General features: G+C 60.0%; 13 protein-coding genes. 12 read left to right on the forward strand and 1 reads right to left on the reverse strand.

Translation table 11 applies throughout. The annotated features are described in order from the left end of the window. Position 1 precedes the first annotated feature (1 nt). The 3 genes from ACKVY0_RS03785 to ACKVY0_RS03795 all read left to right on the forward strand — a co-directional run bounded on the left by ACKVY0_RS03785 (position 2) and on the right by ACKVY0_RS03795 (position 5,777). Positions 2 to 1,873 (forward strand): GDSL-type esterase/lipase family protein, encoded by a 1,872-nt coding sequence (locus ACKVY0_RS03785; protein ID WP_409213460.1) that lies wholly within the window; start codon positions 2 to 4, stop codon positions 1,871 to 1,873. A 75-nt stretch (positions 1,874 to 1,948) separates the two neighbouring features. After that, positions 1,949 to 4,519, forward strand: a complete 2,571-nt coding sequence (locus ACKVY0_RS03790) for a DUF1592 domain-containing protein (RefSeq protein WP_409213461.1) — start codon at positions 1,949 to 1,951, stop codon at positions 4,517 to 4,519. 4 nt (positions 4,520 to 4,523) lie between these two features. Then, positions 4,524 to 5,777, forward strand: a complete 1,254-nt coding sequence (locus tag ACKVY0_RS03795; protein ID WP_409213462.1) for a DUF1552 domain-containing protein — start codon at positions 4,524 to 4,526, stop codon at positions 5,775 to 5,777. A gap of 134 nt (positions 5,778 to 5,911) precedes the next feature. On the opposite strand, the gene ACKVY0_RS03800 is transcribed toward ACKVY0_RS03795, so the two are convergent. Next, positions 5,912 to 6,808: a RimK family alpha-L-glutamate ligase gene (locus ACKVY0_RS03800; protein ID WP_409213463.1), complete on the reverse strand. Its 897-nt coding sequence runs from the start codon at positions 6,806 to 6,808 to the stop codon at positions 5,912 to 5,914. Between the two features lie 101 nt (positions 6,809 to 6,909). Between ACKVY0_RS03800 and ACKVY0_RS03805 the strand changes: the two genes are divergently transcribed. The 9 genes from ACKVY0_RS03805 (at position 6,910) to ACKVY0_RS03845 (ending at position 18,571) form a co-directional block, all read left to right on the forward strand. Next, positions 6,910 to 7,446, forward strand: coding sequence for a sigma-70 family RNA polymerase sigma factor (locus ACKVY0_RS03805; protein WP_409213464.1), 537 nt, complete (start codon positions 6,910 to 6,912; stop codon positions 7,444 to 7,446). After that, positions 7,443 to 8,366, forward strand: a complete 924-nt coding sequence (locus ACKVY0_RS03810; protein WP_409213465.1) for a hypothetical protein — start codon at positions 7,443 to 7,445, stop codon at positions 8,364 to 8,366. Before ACKVY0_RS03805 ends, ACKVY0_RS03810 begins: the two co-directional genes overlap by 4 nt. A gap of 69 nt (positions 8,367 to 8,435) precedes the next feature. Next, positions 8,436 to 9,869 (forward strand): alkaline phosphatase D family protein, encoded by a 1,434-nt coding sequence (locus ACKVY0_RS03815; protein WP_409213466.1) that lies wholly within the window; start codon positions 8,436 to 8,438, stop codon positions 9,867 to 9,869. Positions 9,870 to 9,905: 36 nt separating this feature from the next. Further along, a complete protein-coding gene (locus ACKVY0_RS03820) occupies positions 9,906 to 10,631 on the forward strand; it encodes a family 16 glycoside hydrolase (RefSeq protein ID WP_409213467.1) in 726 nt (241 codons plus the stop codon). Between the two features lie 7 nt (positions 10,632 to 10,638). Beyond that, a complete protein-coding gene (locus ACKVY0_RS03825) occupies positions 10,639 to 12,075 on the forward strand; it encodes an arylsulfatase (protein WP_409213468.1) in 1,437 nt (478 codons plus the stop codon). Positions 12,076 to 12,084: 9 nt separating this feature from the next. Beyond that, complete coding sequence (locus ACKVY0_RS03830) at positions 12,085 to 14,712, forward strand: PVC-type heme-binding CxxCH protein (protein WP_409213469.1); 2,628 nt, start codon at positions 12,085 to 12,087, stop codon at positions 14,710 to 14,712. A gap of 25 nt (positions 14,713 to 14,737) precedes the next feature. After that, on the forward strand, positions 14,738 to 16,663 hold the full coding sequence (locus tag ACKVY0_RS03835) for a metallophosphoesterase family protein (RefSeq protein WP_409213470.1): 1,926 nt from the start codon (positions 14,738 to 14,740) through the stop codon (positions 16,661 to 16,663). A 57-nt stretch (positions 16,664 to 16,720) separates the two neighbouring features. Next, on the forward strand, positions 16,721 to 18,256 hold the full coding sequence (locus ACKVY0_RS03840) for a sulfatase (protein ID WP_409213471.1): 1,536 nt from the start codon (positions 16,721 to 16,723) through the stop codon (positions 18,254 to 18,256). A 21-nt stretch (positions 18,257 to 18,277) separates the two neighbouring features. Continuing rightward, entirely contained in the window at positions 18,278 to 18,571 is a 294-nt protein-coding gene (locus ACKVY0_RS03845) for a hypothetical protein (protein ID WP_409213472.1), read from the forward strand. The last annotated feature ends 39 nt before the right edge of the window (positions 18,572 to 18,610 follow it).

Here is an 18,610-nt window from a genome sequence, read left to right on the forward strand (position 1 = left end):
CATGAAACCCATTCTACTTCTCACACTCCTCGTCACGACTTCTCACGCCCTTGACTATCCATACGTCACCGCCGAGCCGCAGAAGACCGGCTGGCCGCTGACCGAGGAGGAACGCGCCTATGTCCTGAAGCCAGAGTTTGAGCGACGCCCAGGTCGCGAGGCGAGCAAACATCTGCCGCAGATGTGGCCGGTGGTGCCGAGTGCGGGGAACTGGGGTGGCACGTCGTGGCTCGATACACATGAGCGGCTCGTCGAGTATGTGAAAGCAAACGCCGGCCCGATCGATGTGCTGCTCGTCGGGGACAGCATCACGCAGCAGTGGGGCAGTCCGCTGGACAAGGGGGTGCTGAATGATGCGTGGAAGAAGCACTTCAGCGGCTACAAGACGATCAACATCGGCATCGGCGGCGACAAGGCTCAGAACGTCTTGTGGCGGCTCGATCACGGCGGCGTCGAAGGTTTGCAGCCGAAGGTCGTGGTCGTGATGATCGGCAATAACAACATGTTCTTCGCGCCCGAGACCGGCGTGGAGGCTGCGGCGAAAGGTGCGCAGTTGGTCGTGGCGAATGTGCGCGAGAAGTTTCCGCAGGCCGAGGTCATCGCGGCGAGAATCCTGCCCTGTCATGCGCCGGGCAATGCCTTCTATGAGAACATCAAGAAGACCAACGCCGCGCTCGATGCCCTGAATCTTGGCAGCGATCCGAAGGTGCATGTGCTCGATCTCTGGAGCGATTTCGCGAATGCCGACGGCACCATCAAGAAGCCCCTCTTCGGGCCGGACAACATCCATCTCTCGCTCGAAGGCTACGGTGTGTATGCTGAGCGCCTGAAGCCACTGCTCGACAAGTTTCTCGGTGGCAAAGGCCTCGGCGGAGATGTGATCATTCCCGCGAAGAAGACCGGTGCTGCCACTCCCGCGGCGACGTCATCATCGGCAGCGCCAACGACTGCAAACGCTTCTCCTCTCGAAAGTCTGCTCAAGCCCACGCCGAAGACCGCCGATGGCAAATCGCTCGTCTATCCTTACGCGCCGTATAACGAAGGCAAACTCGACCCGCAGCTCACCGGCTGGCCTTTGACGGATGCGGAAATGGCATGGGCCACGAAAGGCGAATACGAGCGGAAGCCCGGCCACGAAGTGAAAAAGCATCTTCCCGAGATGTGGTTCGTCACGCCGACGGCGGGCCGTTGGAAGTCGAAGGAAGGCAGCGCGAGCAATCCGTGGATCGAGCACCATGCGGCCAACATCGCGAACGTGAAAGCCGCAGGTGGCAACATCGACATCGCGCTGCTCGGCGACAGCATCACGCAGCACTGGGGCGGCGGCTGGGATGGTGAGCCGTTCAATGCGGCATGGCAAAAGCACTTCGGCACGATGAAGACCGTAAACCTCGGCATCGGCGGAGATCGCATGGAGCACATCCTCTGGCGACTCGACCATGGCGCACTCGATGGTGCCTCGCCGAAAGTGATCGTGCTCATGATCGGCGTGAACAACGCCCCGCTCGTCTTCGGTAACGGCGTCCCCGTCACCGCCGCTGCGCACGGCATCAAGCTCTGCGTCGAAAACCTCCGCCTCCGCTGCCCGCAGTCGCAGATCATCCTGGTGAAGATTCTGCCCGCCTTCAATCCCAGCAAGGAAGTCGGCGCGAAGGTGCGCGAGATCAATGCCATGCTCGACACGCTGAAGCTCGATGCCGATGCGAATGTCCACGTCCTCGATCTGTGGAGTGATTTCACCAACGGCGACGGCACGCTGAAGTCGGCGCTCTATTCCGACCAGTATCTGCATCTCGGCCCTGCGGGCTACGAGGCCTTTGCCGGCAAGCTGAAGCCTGCAGTGGAGAAACTCATGGGCACGGCCACCCGTTAATCTCCGAAGCGCCATGACAAGTGCCCGCCTGCTCCTCAAGTCCGTCGCGATCGCGATGGTTTCCGCCCTCAACACATGAAGAACTCATTCGCACTCCTCGCCCTACTGCTCGCGCCGCTGGCAGCGTTGCACGCTGCGGACAAGGCGGCTTTCTTCGAGCAGCATTGCTACGACTGCCACGATGCGGATGAGAAAAAGGGCGACCTCGATTTGACTTCGCTCGCGCTGAAGCTCGACGACCGCGCGAACTTCGAGACGTGGGTGAAAGTCCACGACGCCATCGCGAATGGTGAGATGCCGCCGAAGAAGAAGGCGCGGCCGCCGGCTGCGGAGACGAAGGCGTTGCTCGCGGACTTGGATACAAAGCTCATCGCGGCGGATGAGGCACGCGTCGCGAGGGACGGGCGGGCGGTGCTTCGTCGGCTCACGCGCGTGGAGTATGAGAATGCGTTGCGCGATTTGTTGGCACTGCCGGAATTGCATGTGCAGGAGCTGTTGCCCGCGGATGGCTCACGGCACGGCTTCGACAAAGTCGGTGAGGCGCTCGACCTCTCGCATGTGCAGATCGCGAAGTATCTGGAGGCTGCGGATCGCGCGTTGGATGCCGCGATTGCCACGCGCGACACGCCGCCGCCGGTGGTGAAGCGGCGGCTGTATCCGACGGATTCGTTCAAGTGGCACGCGAACCTCAAGCTCGGCAGCGCGGTGCTGCTGAAGGATGGGCAGCCCGATCCGCTGTGGCCGGTGGCGACGGTGAAGCACGAGCCGGGTGACGACATCAAGACGCCGGACTTTTTCAAACTGAAGCAATCCGTCGCGCTGCTCACGCCGAACCTCGAAGGCTGGCTCAAGAGCATGACCTTCGCGCCGATGTTCGCGGGCAAGTATCGGCTGCGGCTCTCGACGTGGAGCGCGCATTGGAACGCGGGCAAGCTGGAGCCCGCGCCGGTGCCGCAGACGGTGCGGCTCTATGTGCATCCGCGCACGCTCGGCTACTTCGAGGCACCATCGCTCACGCCGAAGGTCCACGAACTCACGCCGTGGTTGGAGATGGGCGACGAGGTCATCTTCGATCCCGTGTCGTTCTTTTGGACGGGCTTGCAGATTCATCAGCACAAGGGCGGCGGCGGGCTGCATGTCGGTCTGGCGATTGTGTGCGACTGGCTCGAAGTCGAAGGCCCGCTCTACGAGCAATGGCCGCCGGAGAGTCATCGCCGCGTGTTCGGCGATTTGCCGCTGAAGCCCTTCGATGCCGCGAGCGGACTCACGCCGCCGACGCACCCGCAGCCCGTGCAGAAGGTCGGCTACGGCTGGCCGAAGCCGTGGGAGATTCCACCCGGTGACTCAAAGCCGCAGCCGCTCGTCACCGTCGCCAGCGCAGCGCCGCTCGATGATGCGAAGCGCTTGCTCGCGAGTTTTCTCCCACGCGCGTTTCGTCGCGATGTGAGCGACGCCGAGGTGATGAAGTATGTCGGCCTCGTGCAGCAGCGTTTGGAAAAGAAAGCCTGCTTCGAGCTGGCGATGCGCCACGCCTACAAGGCCGCGCTGACTTCCACGCATCTCCTATTCCGCAAGGAAACGCCCGGCCAACTCGACGACCTCGCACTCGCCACACGCCTCGCCTTCTGGCTCTGGAACTCGCCGCCCGACGACGCGCTGCTGCACAGCAAGCTCCACGACCCGCAAATCATGCGCGCGCAAGTCGAGCGTCTGCTCACCGACACGCGCAGCGAGCGCTTCACCACCGACTTCCTCGACCAGTGGCTCAAGCTCCGCGACATCGACGCCACCGATCCCGACCGCGCACTCTACCCCGAGTTTCATCTCTATTTGAAGGAGTCCATGCTCGCCGAGTCGCGCGCCTTTTTCCGCGAACTCATCGCCAAAGACCTGCCCGCGTCGAGCATCCTCGCGTCGGACTTTGCCATGCTCAATCAGCGCCTCGCCGAGCACTACGGCATTTCAGGCGTCACCGGTCCCGACATCCGCCGCGTGCCACTCCCGCCCGGCAGCCATCGCGGCGGCTTCCTCACGCAGGGCGCGGTTTTGAAAGTCACCGCCAATGGCACCGTGTCATCACCCGTCGTGCGCGGCGTCTTCGTCACCGAACGTTTCCTCGGCCAGCCCGTGCCACCGCCGCCGCCCGGCGTGTCCGCGATCGATCCCGACACGCGCGGCGCGACCACCATCCGCGAGCAACTCGACAAGCATCGCGCTGATGCAAGCTGCGCCGGGTGCCATCGCAAGATGGACCCGCCCGGCTTCGCTTTGGAGAGCTACGACGTCATCGGCGGCTGGCGCGCGCAGTATCGTTCGTTGGAAAAAGGCACGCCCGTCGCGCTCAAGTTCCCCGACGGCACCGGCGTCCGCTACAAGGCCGGCCCCGCCGTCGATGCCAGCGGCGAAACCGCACAAGGCGAGCCCTTCGCGGACCTCGCTTCATTTCAAGAACTCGCGCTCGCCAAGCCCGAACTTATCACCCGAGCCTTCGTCACGCAGATGCTGACGTATGCGACAGGTGCGGAGCCGAGCTACTCCGACCGCAACGAGATCGAGCGCATTCTCTCGGAGACAAAGGCGGGGAAGTTTGGCCTCCGTTCACTGATTCACACGATGGCCGAGAGCCCGCTTTTCCAGAACAAATAGAGTCATGAAAACCTCCATCACCCGTCGCCATTTCCTCCGCGCCACTGGAGCCACGCTAGCGCTGCCTTTTCTCGAATCACTCGCCCGCGCTGCTGCGCCGGTGCCGCCGAGACGGATGCTCGCCATCATGACGAACATGGGCGTGATGCCGCGCTACTTTTTCCCCGAGAAGTCGGGACCCGATTACGGGAGCACGCCGTATCTCGATTTGATCAAAGCACATCGAGATCGCTTCACCGTGTTCAGCGGCGTGTCGCATCCGGGCGTGGATGGGAACCATTCGTCCGAGCGCAGTTTCCTGAGCTGCGCGCCTCATCCGGGCGCGAGCAATTTCAAGAACAGCATCTCGCTCGACCAGTTCGCCGCCGAGCAAATCGGCGCGCAGACGCGCTTCGGCTCGCTCGTGCTCAGCGTGGGGCGCGACCACATGGGCACGCCGTCCACCACGCGCGATGGCGTGCAGCTTCCGGCAGAGCGCAATCCCTCGGCGTTGTATCGTCGGCTCTTCGTGCAGGGCACGCCGCAGGAGATCGAACGAAGCATTGATGACTTGCGCAACGGCGGCAGCATCCTCGACTTCGTGCGAGATGAGGCGCGGAGTTTGGAAAAGGGATTGCCCGCGCGCGACAAGGAGCGGCTCGACCAATATTTCACCTCGGTGCGCGAACTGGAGCAGCGCTTGCAACACGCCGAGTCATGGGAGCGCAAACCCAAGCCCATCGTGCAAGCACCGATGCCAAAGGACATCCCGAGTGACACCGAAGTCGAGACGCAAACGAACCTCATGTATGACACCATGCGCCTCGCGCTGGAGACGGACAGCACGCGCATCATCACCATTTACCTCGGCCCGCTGCTCATCACGCCGAACATCCCCGGCGTGAAAAACCAGACGCACGCGCTAACGCATCACGGTAACGACGAGTCGAAAATCGCCGAGCTGAAGAAGATCGAGGAAGCGCAGTTCCGTAGCCTCGCGCGCCTGCTCGATGGACTCACCAGCGTGAAGGAAGCCAATGGCACCCTGCTCGACAACACGATGCTCCTCTACGGCTCGAACCTCTCGAACGCGAACTCCCACGACACGACGAACCTGCCCATCATCTTCGCCGGTGGCGGCTTCAAGCACGGCCAGCACCTGGCATTCGACAAAAAGAACAACAAGCCGCTCGCGAATCTCTTCGTCACGATGCTGCAGCGAATGGGCATTGAGTCTGACAAGTTTGCCAGCAGCACGGGGACGATGAGCGAGATTTGACCACCCTGTGTTATGGCTGGTTCACGGAGCATTTCGCCAACGATCCCGACTGCCTCTTTGCCGCCCTCTACAACTACGGCACGATGAAAGGGCGGCCGGATATCGCAGTAGAGTGACTTGGAACCTCACAAAGCTCACAGTCTTTCAGCGATCGCCGCCGCAAGCGCATCCGCAGCAGGCGGATGGAAACGGAAGAACAGTTCGGGTTCGACGAGTTCCAGTTCCATCAGGGAAAGCTCACCCGACTCATCCCGCACGGCGTCCACGCGGGCATAGAGCGGTGACTGCGGGCAGGCTGCGACTGCCGCCTCCGCAAAGGCTACCTCCTCTGCTGTCGGAGTGTGATGATGCACCGTGCCGCCGTGATCATCCTGCACGCGGAAGTCGCCCGGCTTTGCAATCTTCCGCACCGCATGAGTGCAGCGACCACCGATCACCGTGAGAGAAAGTTCCCCCTCCGTCAGCACGCTGCCGAGAAACGGTTGAACCATCATCGCCTCCGCGTGCAGCAACTCACGCAAGACTGATTCATGCGCCTCCAGATTCGTCGCGTTCAGTCGATAGGTGTGCCGCGCAGCGCCCGAGACTGCCGGTTTCAAAATCGCCTCGTTCCTTCCGCAGACCGCAAACACCTCTCGAAGTGTTGTCGTTTCCCCGGGCTCGATGAATCGTGTCATCGGCACATTCACCCCACGCTCCGCGAGGCCGCGCAGGTAGTGCTTGTCCACATTCCAGCGCACCAGCTCTGGTGCATTGAAAAGCGGTATCGAGTCTGCAACACGCTCCATCCAGGCCGAAAACTCCGCGAACCGCTCGAAGTAATCCCACGTCGAGCGAAACACCGCCGCACGAGCGCGACTCCAGTCAAAATCAGGATTCGACCAAGCGACCCGCGTTGTGCGCAGCCCTCGCGCCTCAAGTCCTGCCATCAAAAGCCGCTCCTCGCCGAGCAACTGCGCCTGATACCAGTGCGACTCGTCGGGTGTCTCGTAGCGTTCGTCGGTGAGGATGATGATGTCGTAGCTTCCCATGTGATTTCAGTCTGAGCGCCCAGCACTCACAGGCAATCGACCTTTTTGGGCATTTTTCGGCAGGGTGCAGACACTGCGGGAGTTAAGGTGATGAATACGTCATGCCTGAGCCCACCCCCATCCCCGAAAGCGACTTCCTGCGGCTCTTTGTGAAGCATGAGCAGGCGCTGCGGGCATTTGCGCGGGTGATGCTGCCGACTTGGGAATCGGTGGATGAGGTGATGCAGGAATCCAGTGTGGTGATGTGGAAGAAGCTCTCGCAACTCGATGCGACGGACAACTTCCTGCCCTGGGCGAAGATGATCGTGCGCTTTGAGGCGCTGAGGCTGAGACGGGATCATGCGCGGGACCGGCATGTGTTTGGTGATGCGGTGATCGAACTGCTGGCGAATGAAGCGGCTGAGGTGGATGAGGATGTCTGGGAGCAGGAGCGTGATGCTTTGCGCGGATGTCTGGCCCAAATGGCGGCGCATCATCGCGAGTTGGTGCTGGCTCCGTATGCGGGCGAAGGGCGTGTGACACGGCTCGCTGAGGAAACTGGGCGCACGATCAACAGTCTCTACAAGCTCCTCGGACGCCTGCGCGAAAAGCTGGCGCAGTGCGTCCAAAACAAAATCGGCAACCCCATCCTGTCATGAGTGAATCATCCTCCAACACACCCAATCGCGCCCGTTGGTGCGAACTGATTGACCAGCATTTGCTGGGCACGATTTCCAAAGATGATGCCATCGAGCTGGAAGCCGTTTTGGCATCGAGCCGTGACGCGCGTGAGGCCTATCGGCTGCGTTGTAACGTGGATGCAGCGCTCAGACAAGAAGCCTCAGCACAACCGATGCCGACTCGGGCGGCCGCGCTGAAACCCGCACGCTGGCTCTCTTGGCGTCCACTCACCGCAGCCGCGGCGGGGATTGTGTTTGGGATGTTCTGCACTTCGGTCGTATTCGGATATGTGGTGCAGCGTGGCTTGGAAAAGAAGACGCCGCTGGCAATGTTTCAGCCGAGCTTTGAAGATACTCAAATGCCCTTTGCGAAGGGCTTTCCAGATGCTTCCGCCCATTGGGGTGGTGATGAGGCGCGGGTAGTGATGGCGGAGAATGGAATCCAAGCCAAGGAAGGTAGATTCATGCTGCGTCTGGATGCGTCGCCCAAAGGTTCACCACGCATCGTCTATCAGGTGCTCGATTTGACATCGCTACCTTCGAGCGGGAGCAACGAGATGCGTGAGATCGAGATCACGGCATCATTCGCTGCGGCGGATGCTGCTACATCGGTGCGCTACATGCTGCGTGCCTTTGCAGCTTCGGAAACCCGTGAGAATCTCGATGCCGCGTGGTTCGAGCACCGAGATGAGGCCATCGCTTCGGCCACGAGAGGTCTGGATGTCTTGCCTGGAGCCCATGGCTGGCAGACCTTTGGCTTGAGGATTCAGGTGCCGCACGCGGCCCGCAACCTCGTGCTCTTCTTTGGAGCCCGCACACCGGACAAGACTTTGCCGAAGGCGGCGCACTACATCGATGACGTGCAGGTGTCGTTCATCGAGCCGCAGCCGCTTCCTTGATGATCACCACTCAGGATCTCGCGGCCTATTTGATGACGCTGTGACCTCAAACTTTACACATTCACATTCATGAACATTACCCGCCGTTTGTTGTTAAAGCTATCTCCGCTGCTGGTGTGGCGTGCCCCTGACCTGCACGCCGCCAAATCCAAGCCGGAGGCGCTGTTCCTCGGACAAGGAACGATGTCTGGGGAAGTCACCGACGCCACCGCGTTGCTGCAAACGCGTCTGACCCTCGCTGCGCAGCTCGATGCCGACGGTGACCTGCCGGGTGCTGCTGGCGTGGCGTGTTTTGAATGGAGCACGCACCCGGACTTCCGCGATGTGCAACGCACTCCGTTTCAGCCGGCTGCTGACAAGCACGACTTTATCGTGCGCGCTGAACTCAGTGGCCTGAAGCCCAACACCACTTACCATTACCGCGCCAGCTATGGTGCCACGGAGGCGACTGCTCAGGCAGGATCGAGTTGTTCGTTCAAGACCTTGGCAGGTGGAGGCATCGACACGCCCGTGCGCTTCATCGTGGGCAGTTGCATGAACTACAACAAGTTCCTGCACGGCAAGAAGGGCAAAGCGGGCGGACCTCTGACTGCCACGGAGGAGGACAAACGCCTCGGCTACCCGTCCTTCGAGTCGATGCTGAAACTGCGCCCGGACTTCTTCGTGGGCACGGGCGACATTGTTTATTATGACAACCCGTTACGCGTGGCCGAGACGGTCCCGCAGTTGCGCCAATGCTGGCATGAGCAGTTTCGGTTTCCGCGCATGATCGAGTTCTTCCGCAGCGTCCCCGCTTATTGGTCAAAGGATGACCACGACTTTCGCTACAACGAATCGGACAATCTAACCGACAAACTGCCGCTGCCGAAAACCGGCATCGACATGTTTCGCGAGCAATTGCCCATGCTGGCCGCAGACAGCGAGAAGCCGACCTACCGCACGCATCGAGTCAGCAAGGCTCTGCAAATCTGGCTCACCGAGGGGCGCGATTACCGCTCACCCAATGAAATGCCGGACGGCCCCGGAAAATCGCTCTGGGGCGCGGAGCAGCGCGAATGGTTGAAGACGACTCTGAAGGCCAGTGATGCCAAATGGAAGATCCTCATCTCGCCCACGCCGATGGTTGGCCCCGACGACCTGAAGAAGATCGACAATCACGCCGATCTCAGCGGCTTCCGCCATGAGGCCGATGCCTTCTTCGTCTGGCTGAAGGAGAACAAGATCGACAACCTCAAACTCATCTGCGGCGACCGCCACTGGCAGTATCACAGCATTCATCCATCGGGCCTCGAAGAGTTCGCCTGCGGTGCGCTGAATGATGAGAACTCCCGCATGGGCGTCGCACCGGGCGACAAAAAGGGCTCAGATCCGCAGGCGCTGATCAAGCAGAAATACACCTCGCCCACACCCAATGGCGGCTTCCTGCAAATCACCGCCGGAGAAGAACTCAACTTCGAGCATTTCGATTCGAGAGGGAAACGCCTCTACCGAGCGGTCAGGTAGCCTCCACGTCATCCATTGGCAATCACCCCGTAACTCATGAAATACATCCTCATCGCCACACTCGCTCTCGCCATCCTTCCATCCGTCTTTGGGGAGGATCGCGGCAAGCTCGTCTTTGAAGACAAGTTTGACCGCAACGAGTCGCAGGAAACTACGGAGGAAATCGGCAATGACTGGTCCACGAACAGCAAGACCCGCGCAGGTGGCAACAAGCAGGTGGACCTGAAGGACGGGGCCATGCACATCACTATGCATGCCGACGCGGATCATGCGGTGGGCGTCGGACATGATGCCGAGTTCCGCGATGGCACGGTCGAGATGCGATTCATGCTGGAGGATGCGCAGGATGTCCTCGGCGTGGATATCGCGGACCCGCAGTGCAAAGAAGTTCACTCAGGCCACCTGTTCAAAATTGATGTCGGCACAAAACAAGTGGTCGTGGACGACAAGAAGACCGGAGTGATGAACATGAAGTTCTATGAGGCGCGGAAAGCAAAAACACTGACACCGAAACAGTTGGCGTTCATTGCAGCGCAGAAGAGGACGTTCCCCGGCACCTTGGAGACGGGCAAATGGCATAGTCTGCTCATTAAGGTCGTCGGCGACACCGTCAGCGTGTCCATTGACGGGAAGGTTGTGGCATCGGTCACGGCCGCAGGCGTTGCACATCCAACCAAACGGATGATCCGCCTCTCAGTAGGCCGACAGGCCTGGGTGGATGATGTCAGGGTCTTCGCTTCAGCGGCAGCGACCGAAAAGTAAACCCATCATGAAACACACACTCTCACTGGTCACCGCTCTGCTGCTCGCTCCGCTGGCCGCACTGGACGCTGCCGACAGCCGTAAAGAAGTAAAGACAGCCGAAGGCAACCCCAACATCGTCTTCATTCTCGTCGATGACGCGGGCATTGGGGACTTCTCGGCATACGGCTGCAAGTATGGCGTTACGCCGAACATTGATCGTCTGGCCACGGAGGGGATGAAGTTCACCCGGGCCTACAGTGGCAGTGCGGTCTGTGCGCCATCACGTTGTGTGCTGATGACCGGTCAGCACACGGGGCATGGCTTGCGTCGTGCCAATCAAAGCAAGGACGGCCTGCTATCGCTCCCACTTGAACAACCGACTGTGGCCCGGGTGCTGCACGACGCTGGTTACGCCACGGGCGGCTTCGGCAAATGGGGGCTCGGCAATCCTGACACAACCGGCGTGGCGGAGAAGCAAGGCTTTGATGTGTTCTTCGGCTACTACGACCAAAAACACGCGCACGACTACTACACCGATCATCTGGTGCGAAACAGTGTCGATGTGCCTTACCAGCAATCCGGCAAGCACACGTGGGAAGACTATTCTCACACCCGCATTGTCAATGAGACGCTGAAGTTCATCGAGCAACAAAAAGACCGGCCGTTCTTTTGTTATGCCGCGTGGACGCCGCCACATGGCGATTTCGTCATCCCTGAGAATCCAGTCTTTGGCGAGAAACAATGGCCGGAGGAGATCAGGAATTACGCCGCGATGGTCGCACTCGTCGATAAGGACGTCGGTCGTGTGATGCAGAAGCTGCGCGACCTCGGCATTGATGACAAGACGCTGGTGATTTTCAGTTCCGACAATGGTGCGAACCCTGAGTTCGTTGAGCCGTTCGGCAGCACTGGCGGCCTGCGCGGCTACAAGCGGATGCTTTACGAGGGCGGCATGCGAACACCGTTCATCGCACGCTGGCCGGGGAAGATTCAGCCCAGCAGCACCAGTAACGTGCTCACCTCGTTCATGGATTTTTTACCGACAGCCGCAGACCTCTGCGGAGTTCCCGCGCCCCGAGGCATCGATGGTCATTCCATCGCGCCAACGATGCTCGGGAAAGGTCAGCAAGAGCCGCGCGAATCGCTCTACTTCGAAATCTATGAGCCCTACTTCCAGCAGGCCGTGTGCATGGGCGATTGGAAAGGCTACCGGCTAGGCACCAAAGCCCCACTCGAACTCTATGACCTCAAAGCCGATCCTGCCGAAGCGAAAAACATTGCCACCGCTCACCCAGACATCGTTCAAAAGATCGAAGCCATCATGACCGCCGAGCATACTCCCTCTCCACATTACGACGCACCCGAGCAAGGCAGCGCGGGCGGACCCAAAGCGAAGAAGAAAAAAGCATCACTCCCGGAGCTGTTGAATGAGGAAAAATCAACGCCCAACGCCAAGCCCTAATTGAATTCAATGATCAAACACACTCTCACCCTCGCCATGCTCTTGCTGGCTCCGGTAACTCACGCGCTCGCTCAAGCGCCGCCCGCTAGCGTTCCCGTCGATCACCTCAAGGTGCCGGACGATCTCGAAGTCACCGTCTGGGCCACGACGCCGATGCTTTTCAATCCCACCAATATGGACACTGATGCTGCCGGGCGAATCTGGGTCGCGGAGGGCGTGAATTATCGCAAGCACGTGACGCGTCGTCCTGAGGGAGATCGCATCATGGTGCTCGAGGACACCGATGGCGATGGCAAGGCGGACAAGTCGCATGCTTTCGTGCAGGAAAAGGCACTCATCTCTCCGCTCGGCGTGAGCGTGTTTGATAACAAGATCGTCGTCGCGCAGCCGCCGAGCATCATCGTTTACACGGATGTGAACCGCGACCAGAAGTTCGATCCCGCGGTGGACACTCGCGAGGAGATCCTCACGGGCTTCAATGCACGAAATCATGATCACAGCCTTCATGCCGTCATCGCCGGGCCGGACGGGAAATGGTATTTCAATCAAGGCAACACGGGCGCTCAGGTCACGGACAAAGATGGCAAAACGTTTCGTCTCGGTGGTCCCTATTACAAGAGTGGCGGTGGCACTCCCGAGTGGTTCAACAACCCCGAGGAATATGCCGGCAAAGCCAGCGATGACGGTCGCGTCTGGATCAGCGGTGCCATTGGGCGCTTCAATCCTGATGGATCAGGCATGCAGATCGTCGGCCACGGTTTCCGCAACAGCTACGAGGAATGCCTGTCGTCGTTTGGCGACATGTTTCAGAATGACAACGACGATCCGCCAGCCTGTCGCGTCACCTGGCTGATGGAAGGCGGCTTCATGGGTTATTTCTCAAAGGATGGACTGCGCAGTTGGCAGGCCGACAAACGTCCCGGACAAACGGTTCCCATCGCCCATTGGCGGCAGGAAGATCCAGGCTCGCTGCCTGCCGGTGACATCTATGGCAATGGCTCGCCGACGGGGATCGCGGTCTATGAGAATGGTGCGCTTCCAGAAAAATATGCGGGATCGTTGCTCAGTTGTGAGGCGCGTCAGCGCGTCGTGTTGAGCTATCAACCCAAGCTCGGTAGCGGGGCCGCAGTGGAACTTGGTAAGCGTTCCGAAATCCTTGCCTCCCCAAACGATGATCTTTTCCGCCCCTCCGATATCGTGGTGGGCGCGGATGGAGCGCTCTACGTCGCCGATTGGTTCGACAAAGGCGTAGGCGGGCACAACGACACGGACGAAAGCACTTCCGGCACCATCTACCGCATTGCGCCGAAGGGATTCAAACCGAGCATGGCCAAGCCAACCGGCGACGCCATTGCCGATTCCATCACGCTGCTGAAAAGTCCCGCTGTGCATGTGCGCAACACTGGCTTCAACGCGCTGAAAACGGCGGGTGCGAAATCGTTGCCCGCAGTGGCAGCCGTGCTCGCCGACAAGGATCGCTGGATCAGTGCTCGCGCCGTTTGGCTGCTGCCATTGCTTGGTGAAAAAGGCTCCACGCTCTGCCGCGATCGCCTGAAGCACACCGATGCCGAACAACGCCTGCTCGCCCTCCGCTCTCTGCGCAATGCAGGGACCGAAGTGCTGCCGATGATCCGCGAACTCATCGCCGACCCGAGCGCCGCCGTGCGCCGCGAGATTGCCATTCTGCTGCGCGACATCAAAGGCGCGGACAAACGCGACCTTGTTTTGCAACTCTTCGCCAAGTTCGCAGACGCCACCGATCGCACTTATCTCGAAGCCTGCGGCATGGCTGCGGACGGCATCGAAGCCGACATGTGGGCCGAACTTTCCAAGACCCAAACCGCAGCACTGCAATGGTCGCCGGCCTTTGCCCGCATCACGTGGCGCCTTCTCGCTCCCGCCGCGGTGCCCGCATTGATCGAGCGCGCGAAAGCCAGCTCACTCAGCGCTGAAGCCCGCCGCCTCGCCTTCGATACGCTCGCCTTCATCGGCAACAAAGACGCTGTGATGGCCATCGTGGACATCGCGGGTGGGACGGATGTTCCGCTGGCGACGCAAGCCAAGTGGTGGCTCTTCAATCGTGGCATGGATCAGTGGAAGGACTTCGGCACGAAGGAGCTTCTGAAAACACGCGGCATCTACGATCCCGAAAAGATCGTGCTCCAGAACATCATCGCACCTCCCGCGATGAAGGGATCGAAGCTGCCCCCACCTGCCGAGATCAACAAACTCGCCGGTGATGTCGCGCGCGGCAAAGCCGCCTCCGCCCGCTGCGTCATGTGTCATCAGATCGAAGGCGTCGGCATTTCGTTTGGCCCCGATCTCGCTGATTGGGTGAAGGATCAAGGAGCAGAAGCTTTTGCGGTTGCGGTCACGGATCCGTCGCAGGGTATCGCCCATGGTTACGAGTTCACCCATGTGGAGCTGAAAGACGGCGGTCAGATCGACGGCATCGCCCGCAGCATCGGCGATCCGGTCATGCTCGATTCCATGGGCGGCATCAGCCAACTCATTCCCCGCGACCGCATCAAGCAGATGAAGGTCTTCAAAAACAAATCCCTCATGCTCTCCGCCGATCAACTCGGCCTCACCGCCCAGGACATCGCCGATCTCGCGGCCTATTTAAAGACGCTGTAACCGAAACCTCCACTTATTCACGATCATGAACATCACCCGCAGACACCTCCTCAAAGCCACGCCTCTCCTCTTCGTTCGCAGTTCCGGCCTCGCCGCTGATGCACCACAGCCATTTGGCGAAGAGTTCCCCAACCTCGAATCCCTCACCACGGGCGAGTGGTGGACAAAGGGCACGCTGGCTGCGGCATCCAACGACAAGCAGAAAGGCAAAGGCAAGGCCAAAGGAGGCCAGCCACCTGCGCCTACGATGGATGTGCCGCGCGATCAGGTCGTCTGCTTTGCCCAATACACGCAGCAGAAAAGCGTGCTGAAGGTGAATGCCCAGCTCTTCCCGCTGAAACCCGGCGAGGAGCGTGTGGCGCGGCTGGAAGTAAAACACGAGGGCGAAGACTGGAAGGAGATCGCCAAAGCGGAAGTGCACTATCCCGGATGGGATGCCCAGCTTCGTGTGGAAGGCTGGGATGGCTCGAAGAACGTGCCCTACCGCGTTCGCCATGGCGAGAAGGCGATGTTTGAAGGCCTCATCCGCCGCGATCCGGTGGAGAAGAGCGAGATCGTGATCGCGAATATGAGCTGCAACTCCAGCCGCACGATTGGTCCGCGCACGGAGATCATCGAGAACCTTCGTGCACAAGACCCCGATGTGCTTTTCTTCGGCGGCGATCAGACGTATCGCCACACGGAGCACACCGCCGGCTGGATCGAGTTCGGCCTTCAGTTCCGCGACATCATTCGTGATCGCCCCTGCGTGTGCATTCCCGATGATCATGACGTCGGCCATGGCAATCTTTGGGGCGAGAGCGGCAAGCAATCCAGCGTTGAAGGCGACGCGGACGGCGGCTTCCGCTATCCCGTGGCGTATGTGAATCAGGTGCAGCGCCAGCAGTCGTGGCACCTGCCGGACCCCGTTGATCCCGCCGACGTGGATCGCGATGTGAAAGTCTATTTCACCCGCATGATCGTCAGCGGCGTTGATTTTGCCATTCTGGAAGACCGGAAGTTCAAGAGTGGTCCCGCCGGGAAAATCCCGCAGATGGGCCCGCGCCCCGACCACATCAACGATCCCGCGTATGACCCGAAGAGCATCGATTTGCCCGGTTTGGAGCTGTTAGGCAAACGCCAGGAAAAGTTTCTCCGCGAGTGGAGCCAGGACTACAGCGGCGGTGCTGAGATGAAGTGTGTTCTGTCCGCCACCGCCTTCTGCGGAGCCGTGCACATGCATGGTGGCGTGGATAAGCGCCTGCTCGCCGATCTCGACTGCAATGGCTGGCCGCAGACGGGGCGCAATCGGGCATTGCTTGAAATCCGCCGCGCCTGGGCTCCGCATCTCTGCGGCGACCAGCATCTCGCCGTCGTCGTGCAGCATGGTATCGAGCAGTTCCACGATGGCCCCTTCAGTTTCACCAGTCCCGCGCTCGTGAATACCATCTACGGCCGCTGGTGGCATCCGCTCGACGAAAAGGCCGGCCCCAATCCTGTGCCGAACAGCCCGCTGCCGTGGACAGGCGATTTCAAAGACGGCCTCGGGAACCTCATCTCGATGCTCGCCTACGCGAACCCTGATGACATCCAGGATGAGAAGAAACGCGCCGACGGCTACGGCCTCATTCGTTTCGACAAGAAAACCCGCAAGATCACCTTCGAGTGCTGGCCCCGCTTTGCCAAAGTCGCCGATGGCAACCAAGCCCAGTTCCCCGGTTGGCCCATCACCATCACTCAAGACTCCAACGACGGCCGCAAAGTCCACGCCGAACTCCCCGCCGTGAAACTCGATGGCGTAACCAAACCCGTCGTCCAAGTCATCGCCGAGTCCACGGGGGAGATCCTCTACACCGTGCGCTCGCAAACCGAGTCCTTCAAACCCCGCGTCTATGCTCCGGGTAAATACACCGTCAAAGCCGGCAAAGACAAACCCGACACCGTGGTGAGCAGCGGCCTTGAGGTCATGTGATTTCAGGCAGCTGACTGATGTGACCCATTCTCCCAACAATCTAAGTAACGACGACTCATGAAAACAATCCTCCTCCTCGCCACACTCTCGCTGTCGACAGCAGCGTTCGCACAAACGAGCCCTGACAAACCTGACCAACCCACTAAGCCCTACAATGTCTTGTTCATCGCCGTTGACGACCTGAACGACTGGATCGGATGTTTCGGCGGCAACTCGCAGGCGATCACGCCTAACCTTGACCGGCTCGCCAAAGAGCAGGCCATGGTGATGAACAAAGCCTATTGCGCGTCCACGGTCTGCTGCCCGAGCCGCTCGGCGATCCTGACCGGCAAACGCCCTTCCACGACGGGCATTTACGGCAACACTCAAGACCTGAAAAAGGCCCCCAAAGCCAAGGATGTCGTCACCCTTCCTCAATACTTCGCCAAGAACGGCTACCACACGCTCTCCACGGGAAAGATCTTCCACAAGCATCCGACGTCTGAGGGCATGGATGAGGGCCAATGGGCGTTCCAAGAGTTCGCTGAAGGCGGAGGGCGCAACAAAGGCATGCTCTGGGAGGAATCCCCGTCATCCGCTTTAGGCGAAAAATCCGAAGAAAAAGCCGACGAAAAGGGCCAAGAGAAAGGCGAGGAAAAGGAAGTGGCGAAGTGGGGGGCGTGCAAGGCCTCGGTCGAAGAGACCAAGGACTACGTCGCCTGCCAATGGGCGGCAGATCAGCTCAAGCGCGACTTCGACGGCAAGCCGTTCTTCATGGCCCTGGGCATCTCCAAACCGCATCTGCCGTGGTTCGTCCCACAGCAGTTTTTTGACCTCTATCCGCTGGAAACAATCAAGCCTGTCGAAATCTTCCGTGACGATCTCGATGACATCGTGGACGCGAATGGAAAACGCCTGTTCAAGTCTTCGATTGGCTCGTTTGACGCGATCGACAAAGCCAACATGCACAGGCAAGCGCAACGCGCCTACCTCGCCAACATCAGTTACGTGGACCACTGCCTGGGTCTGCTGTTCGATGCATTGAAGAAAAGCCAGCATGCTGACAACACCGTCCTCATGCTCTGGGGCGATCACGGCTGGCATCTGGGCGAGAAAACGAAATACGGCAAAACCGACCTATGGGAAGAGTCGGACCGCATGCCGTTCATGGTTCGCGTGCCCGGCATGACTCCCGCCGATTTCCAATGTGATGGAGTCGTCAACCTGCTCGATATGTATCCCACGCTGGTGGAACTGTGCGGCCTCCCGCCCAATGCGGAGAACGAAGGACGCAGCTTTGTGCCTTTGCTGAAAGACCCGAAAAGGGTGTGGAATCACCCAACCCTGACCACCTACCAGTTCAGCAACCATTCCCTAACCGATGGCCGTTACCGCTACACCTGGTATGGCGGCAAAGCGAATGGCGCCGAGGAACTCTACGACCACAGCACCGACCCGCTGGAGCACAAGAATCTGGCCGCGAATCCCGAATCCAAGGAAATCATGGCCAAGTTCAAAGCACTCCTGCCTGCGCACAACGAGCCGGACTCACCCACCAACAAGGATGACAAAAAAGCCATGCGCAAAGCCGGCAAGAAAAAGGGCGCCGAATAGTCAGAACTGCGGGAACTCCCTGTGAGCTACGAACGCGAACTCAAGGCAGCGATGCAGGAGTGGATGATCCACCAGCGCGACTTCCTCCCGCTGCCCGTGACCCCGACCGAAGGGCCGATGCCAAAAAAAGGGCGAACACTGAACAGACTCCTTCCATCCGCTGAACACACGCCACACCCCGTCGTCGCCGGCGAACCGAGCATCACCGACCGCGCCGATGTGCACGCCATTGCCAAAGACATGCGCGCCCCCGGCTGCGGTCTCCGGGAAATGATCGGCGACATCGTCGCAAGCGGTGCGTTTCAGGAAAACTGACCGACTAGAAAACCCCTGCAGGCTTCTCATCCGCTCGGC

Origin of the sequence: Prosthecobacter sp., from assembly GCF_046154365.1 — a bacterium.
Taxonomy (GTDB): Bacteria; Verrucomicrobiota; Verrucomicrobiia; order Verrucomicrobiales; family Verrucomicrobiaceae; genus Prosthecobacter.

What these genes read in the sequence shown, in the direction of transcription:
- ACKVY0_RS03815 (WP_409213466.1), top strand. Translation starts at nt 8,436, where the DNA reads ATGAACATTACCCGCCGTTTGTTGTTAAAGCTATCTCCGCTGCTGGTG.
- ACKVY0_RS03835 (WP_409213470.1), top strand. Translation starts at nt 14,738, where the DNA reads ATGAACATCACCCGCAGACACCTCCTCAAAGCCACGCCTCTCCTCTTC.
- ACKVY0_RS03805 (WP_409213464.1), top strand. Translation starts at nt 6,910, where the DNA reads ATGCCTGAGCCCACCCCCATCCCCGAAAGCGACTTCCTGCGGCTCTTT.
- ACKVY0_RS03785 (WP_409213460.1), top strand. Translation starts at nt 2, where the DNA reads ATGAAACCCATTCTACTTCTCACACTCCTCGTCACGACTTCTCACGCC.
- ACKVY0_RS03840 (WP_409213471.1), top strand. Translation starts at nt 16,721, where the DNA reads ATGAAAACAATCCTCCTCCTCGCCACACTCTCGCTGTCGACAGCAGCG.
- ACKVY0_RS03795 (WP_409213462.1), top strand. Translation starts at nt 4,524, where the DNA reads ATGAAAACCTCCATCACCCGTCGCCATTTCCTCCGCGCCACTGGAGCC.
- ACKVY0_RS03830 (WP_409213469.1), top strand. Translation starts at nt 12,085, where the DNA reads ATGATCAAACACACTCTCACCCTCGCCATGCTCTTGCTGGCTCCGGTA.
- ACKVY0_RS03825 (WP_409213468.1), top strand. Translation starts at nt 10,639, where the DNA reads ATGAAACACACACTCTCACTGGTCACCGCTCTGCTGCTCGCTCCGCTG.
- ACKVY0_RS03820 (WP_409213467.1), top strand. Translation starts at nt 9,906, where the DNA reads ATGAAATACATCCTCATCGCCACACTCGCTCTCGCCATCCTTCCATCC.
- ACKVY0_RS03790 (WP_409213461.1), top strand. Translation starts at nt 1,949, where the DNA reads ATGAAGAACTCATTCGCACTCCTCGCCCTACTGCTCGCGCCGCTGGCA.
- ACKVY0_RS03800 (WP_409213463.1), bottom strand. Translation starts at nt 6,808, where the DNA reads ATGGGAAGCTACGACATCATCATCCTCACCGACGAACGCTACGAGACA.
- ACKVY0_RS03810 (WP_409213465.1), top strand. Translation starts at nt 7,443, where the DNA reads ATGAGTGAATCATCCTCCAACACACCCAATCGCGCCCGTTGGTGCGAA.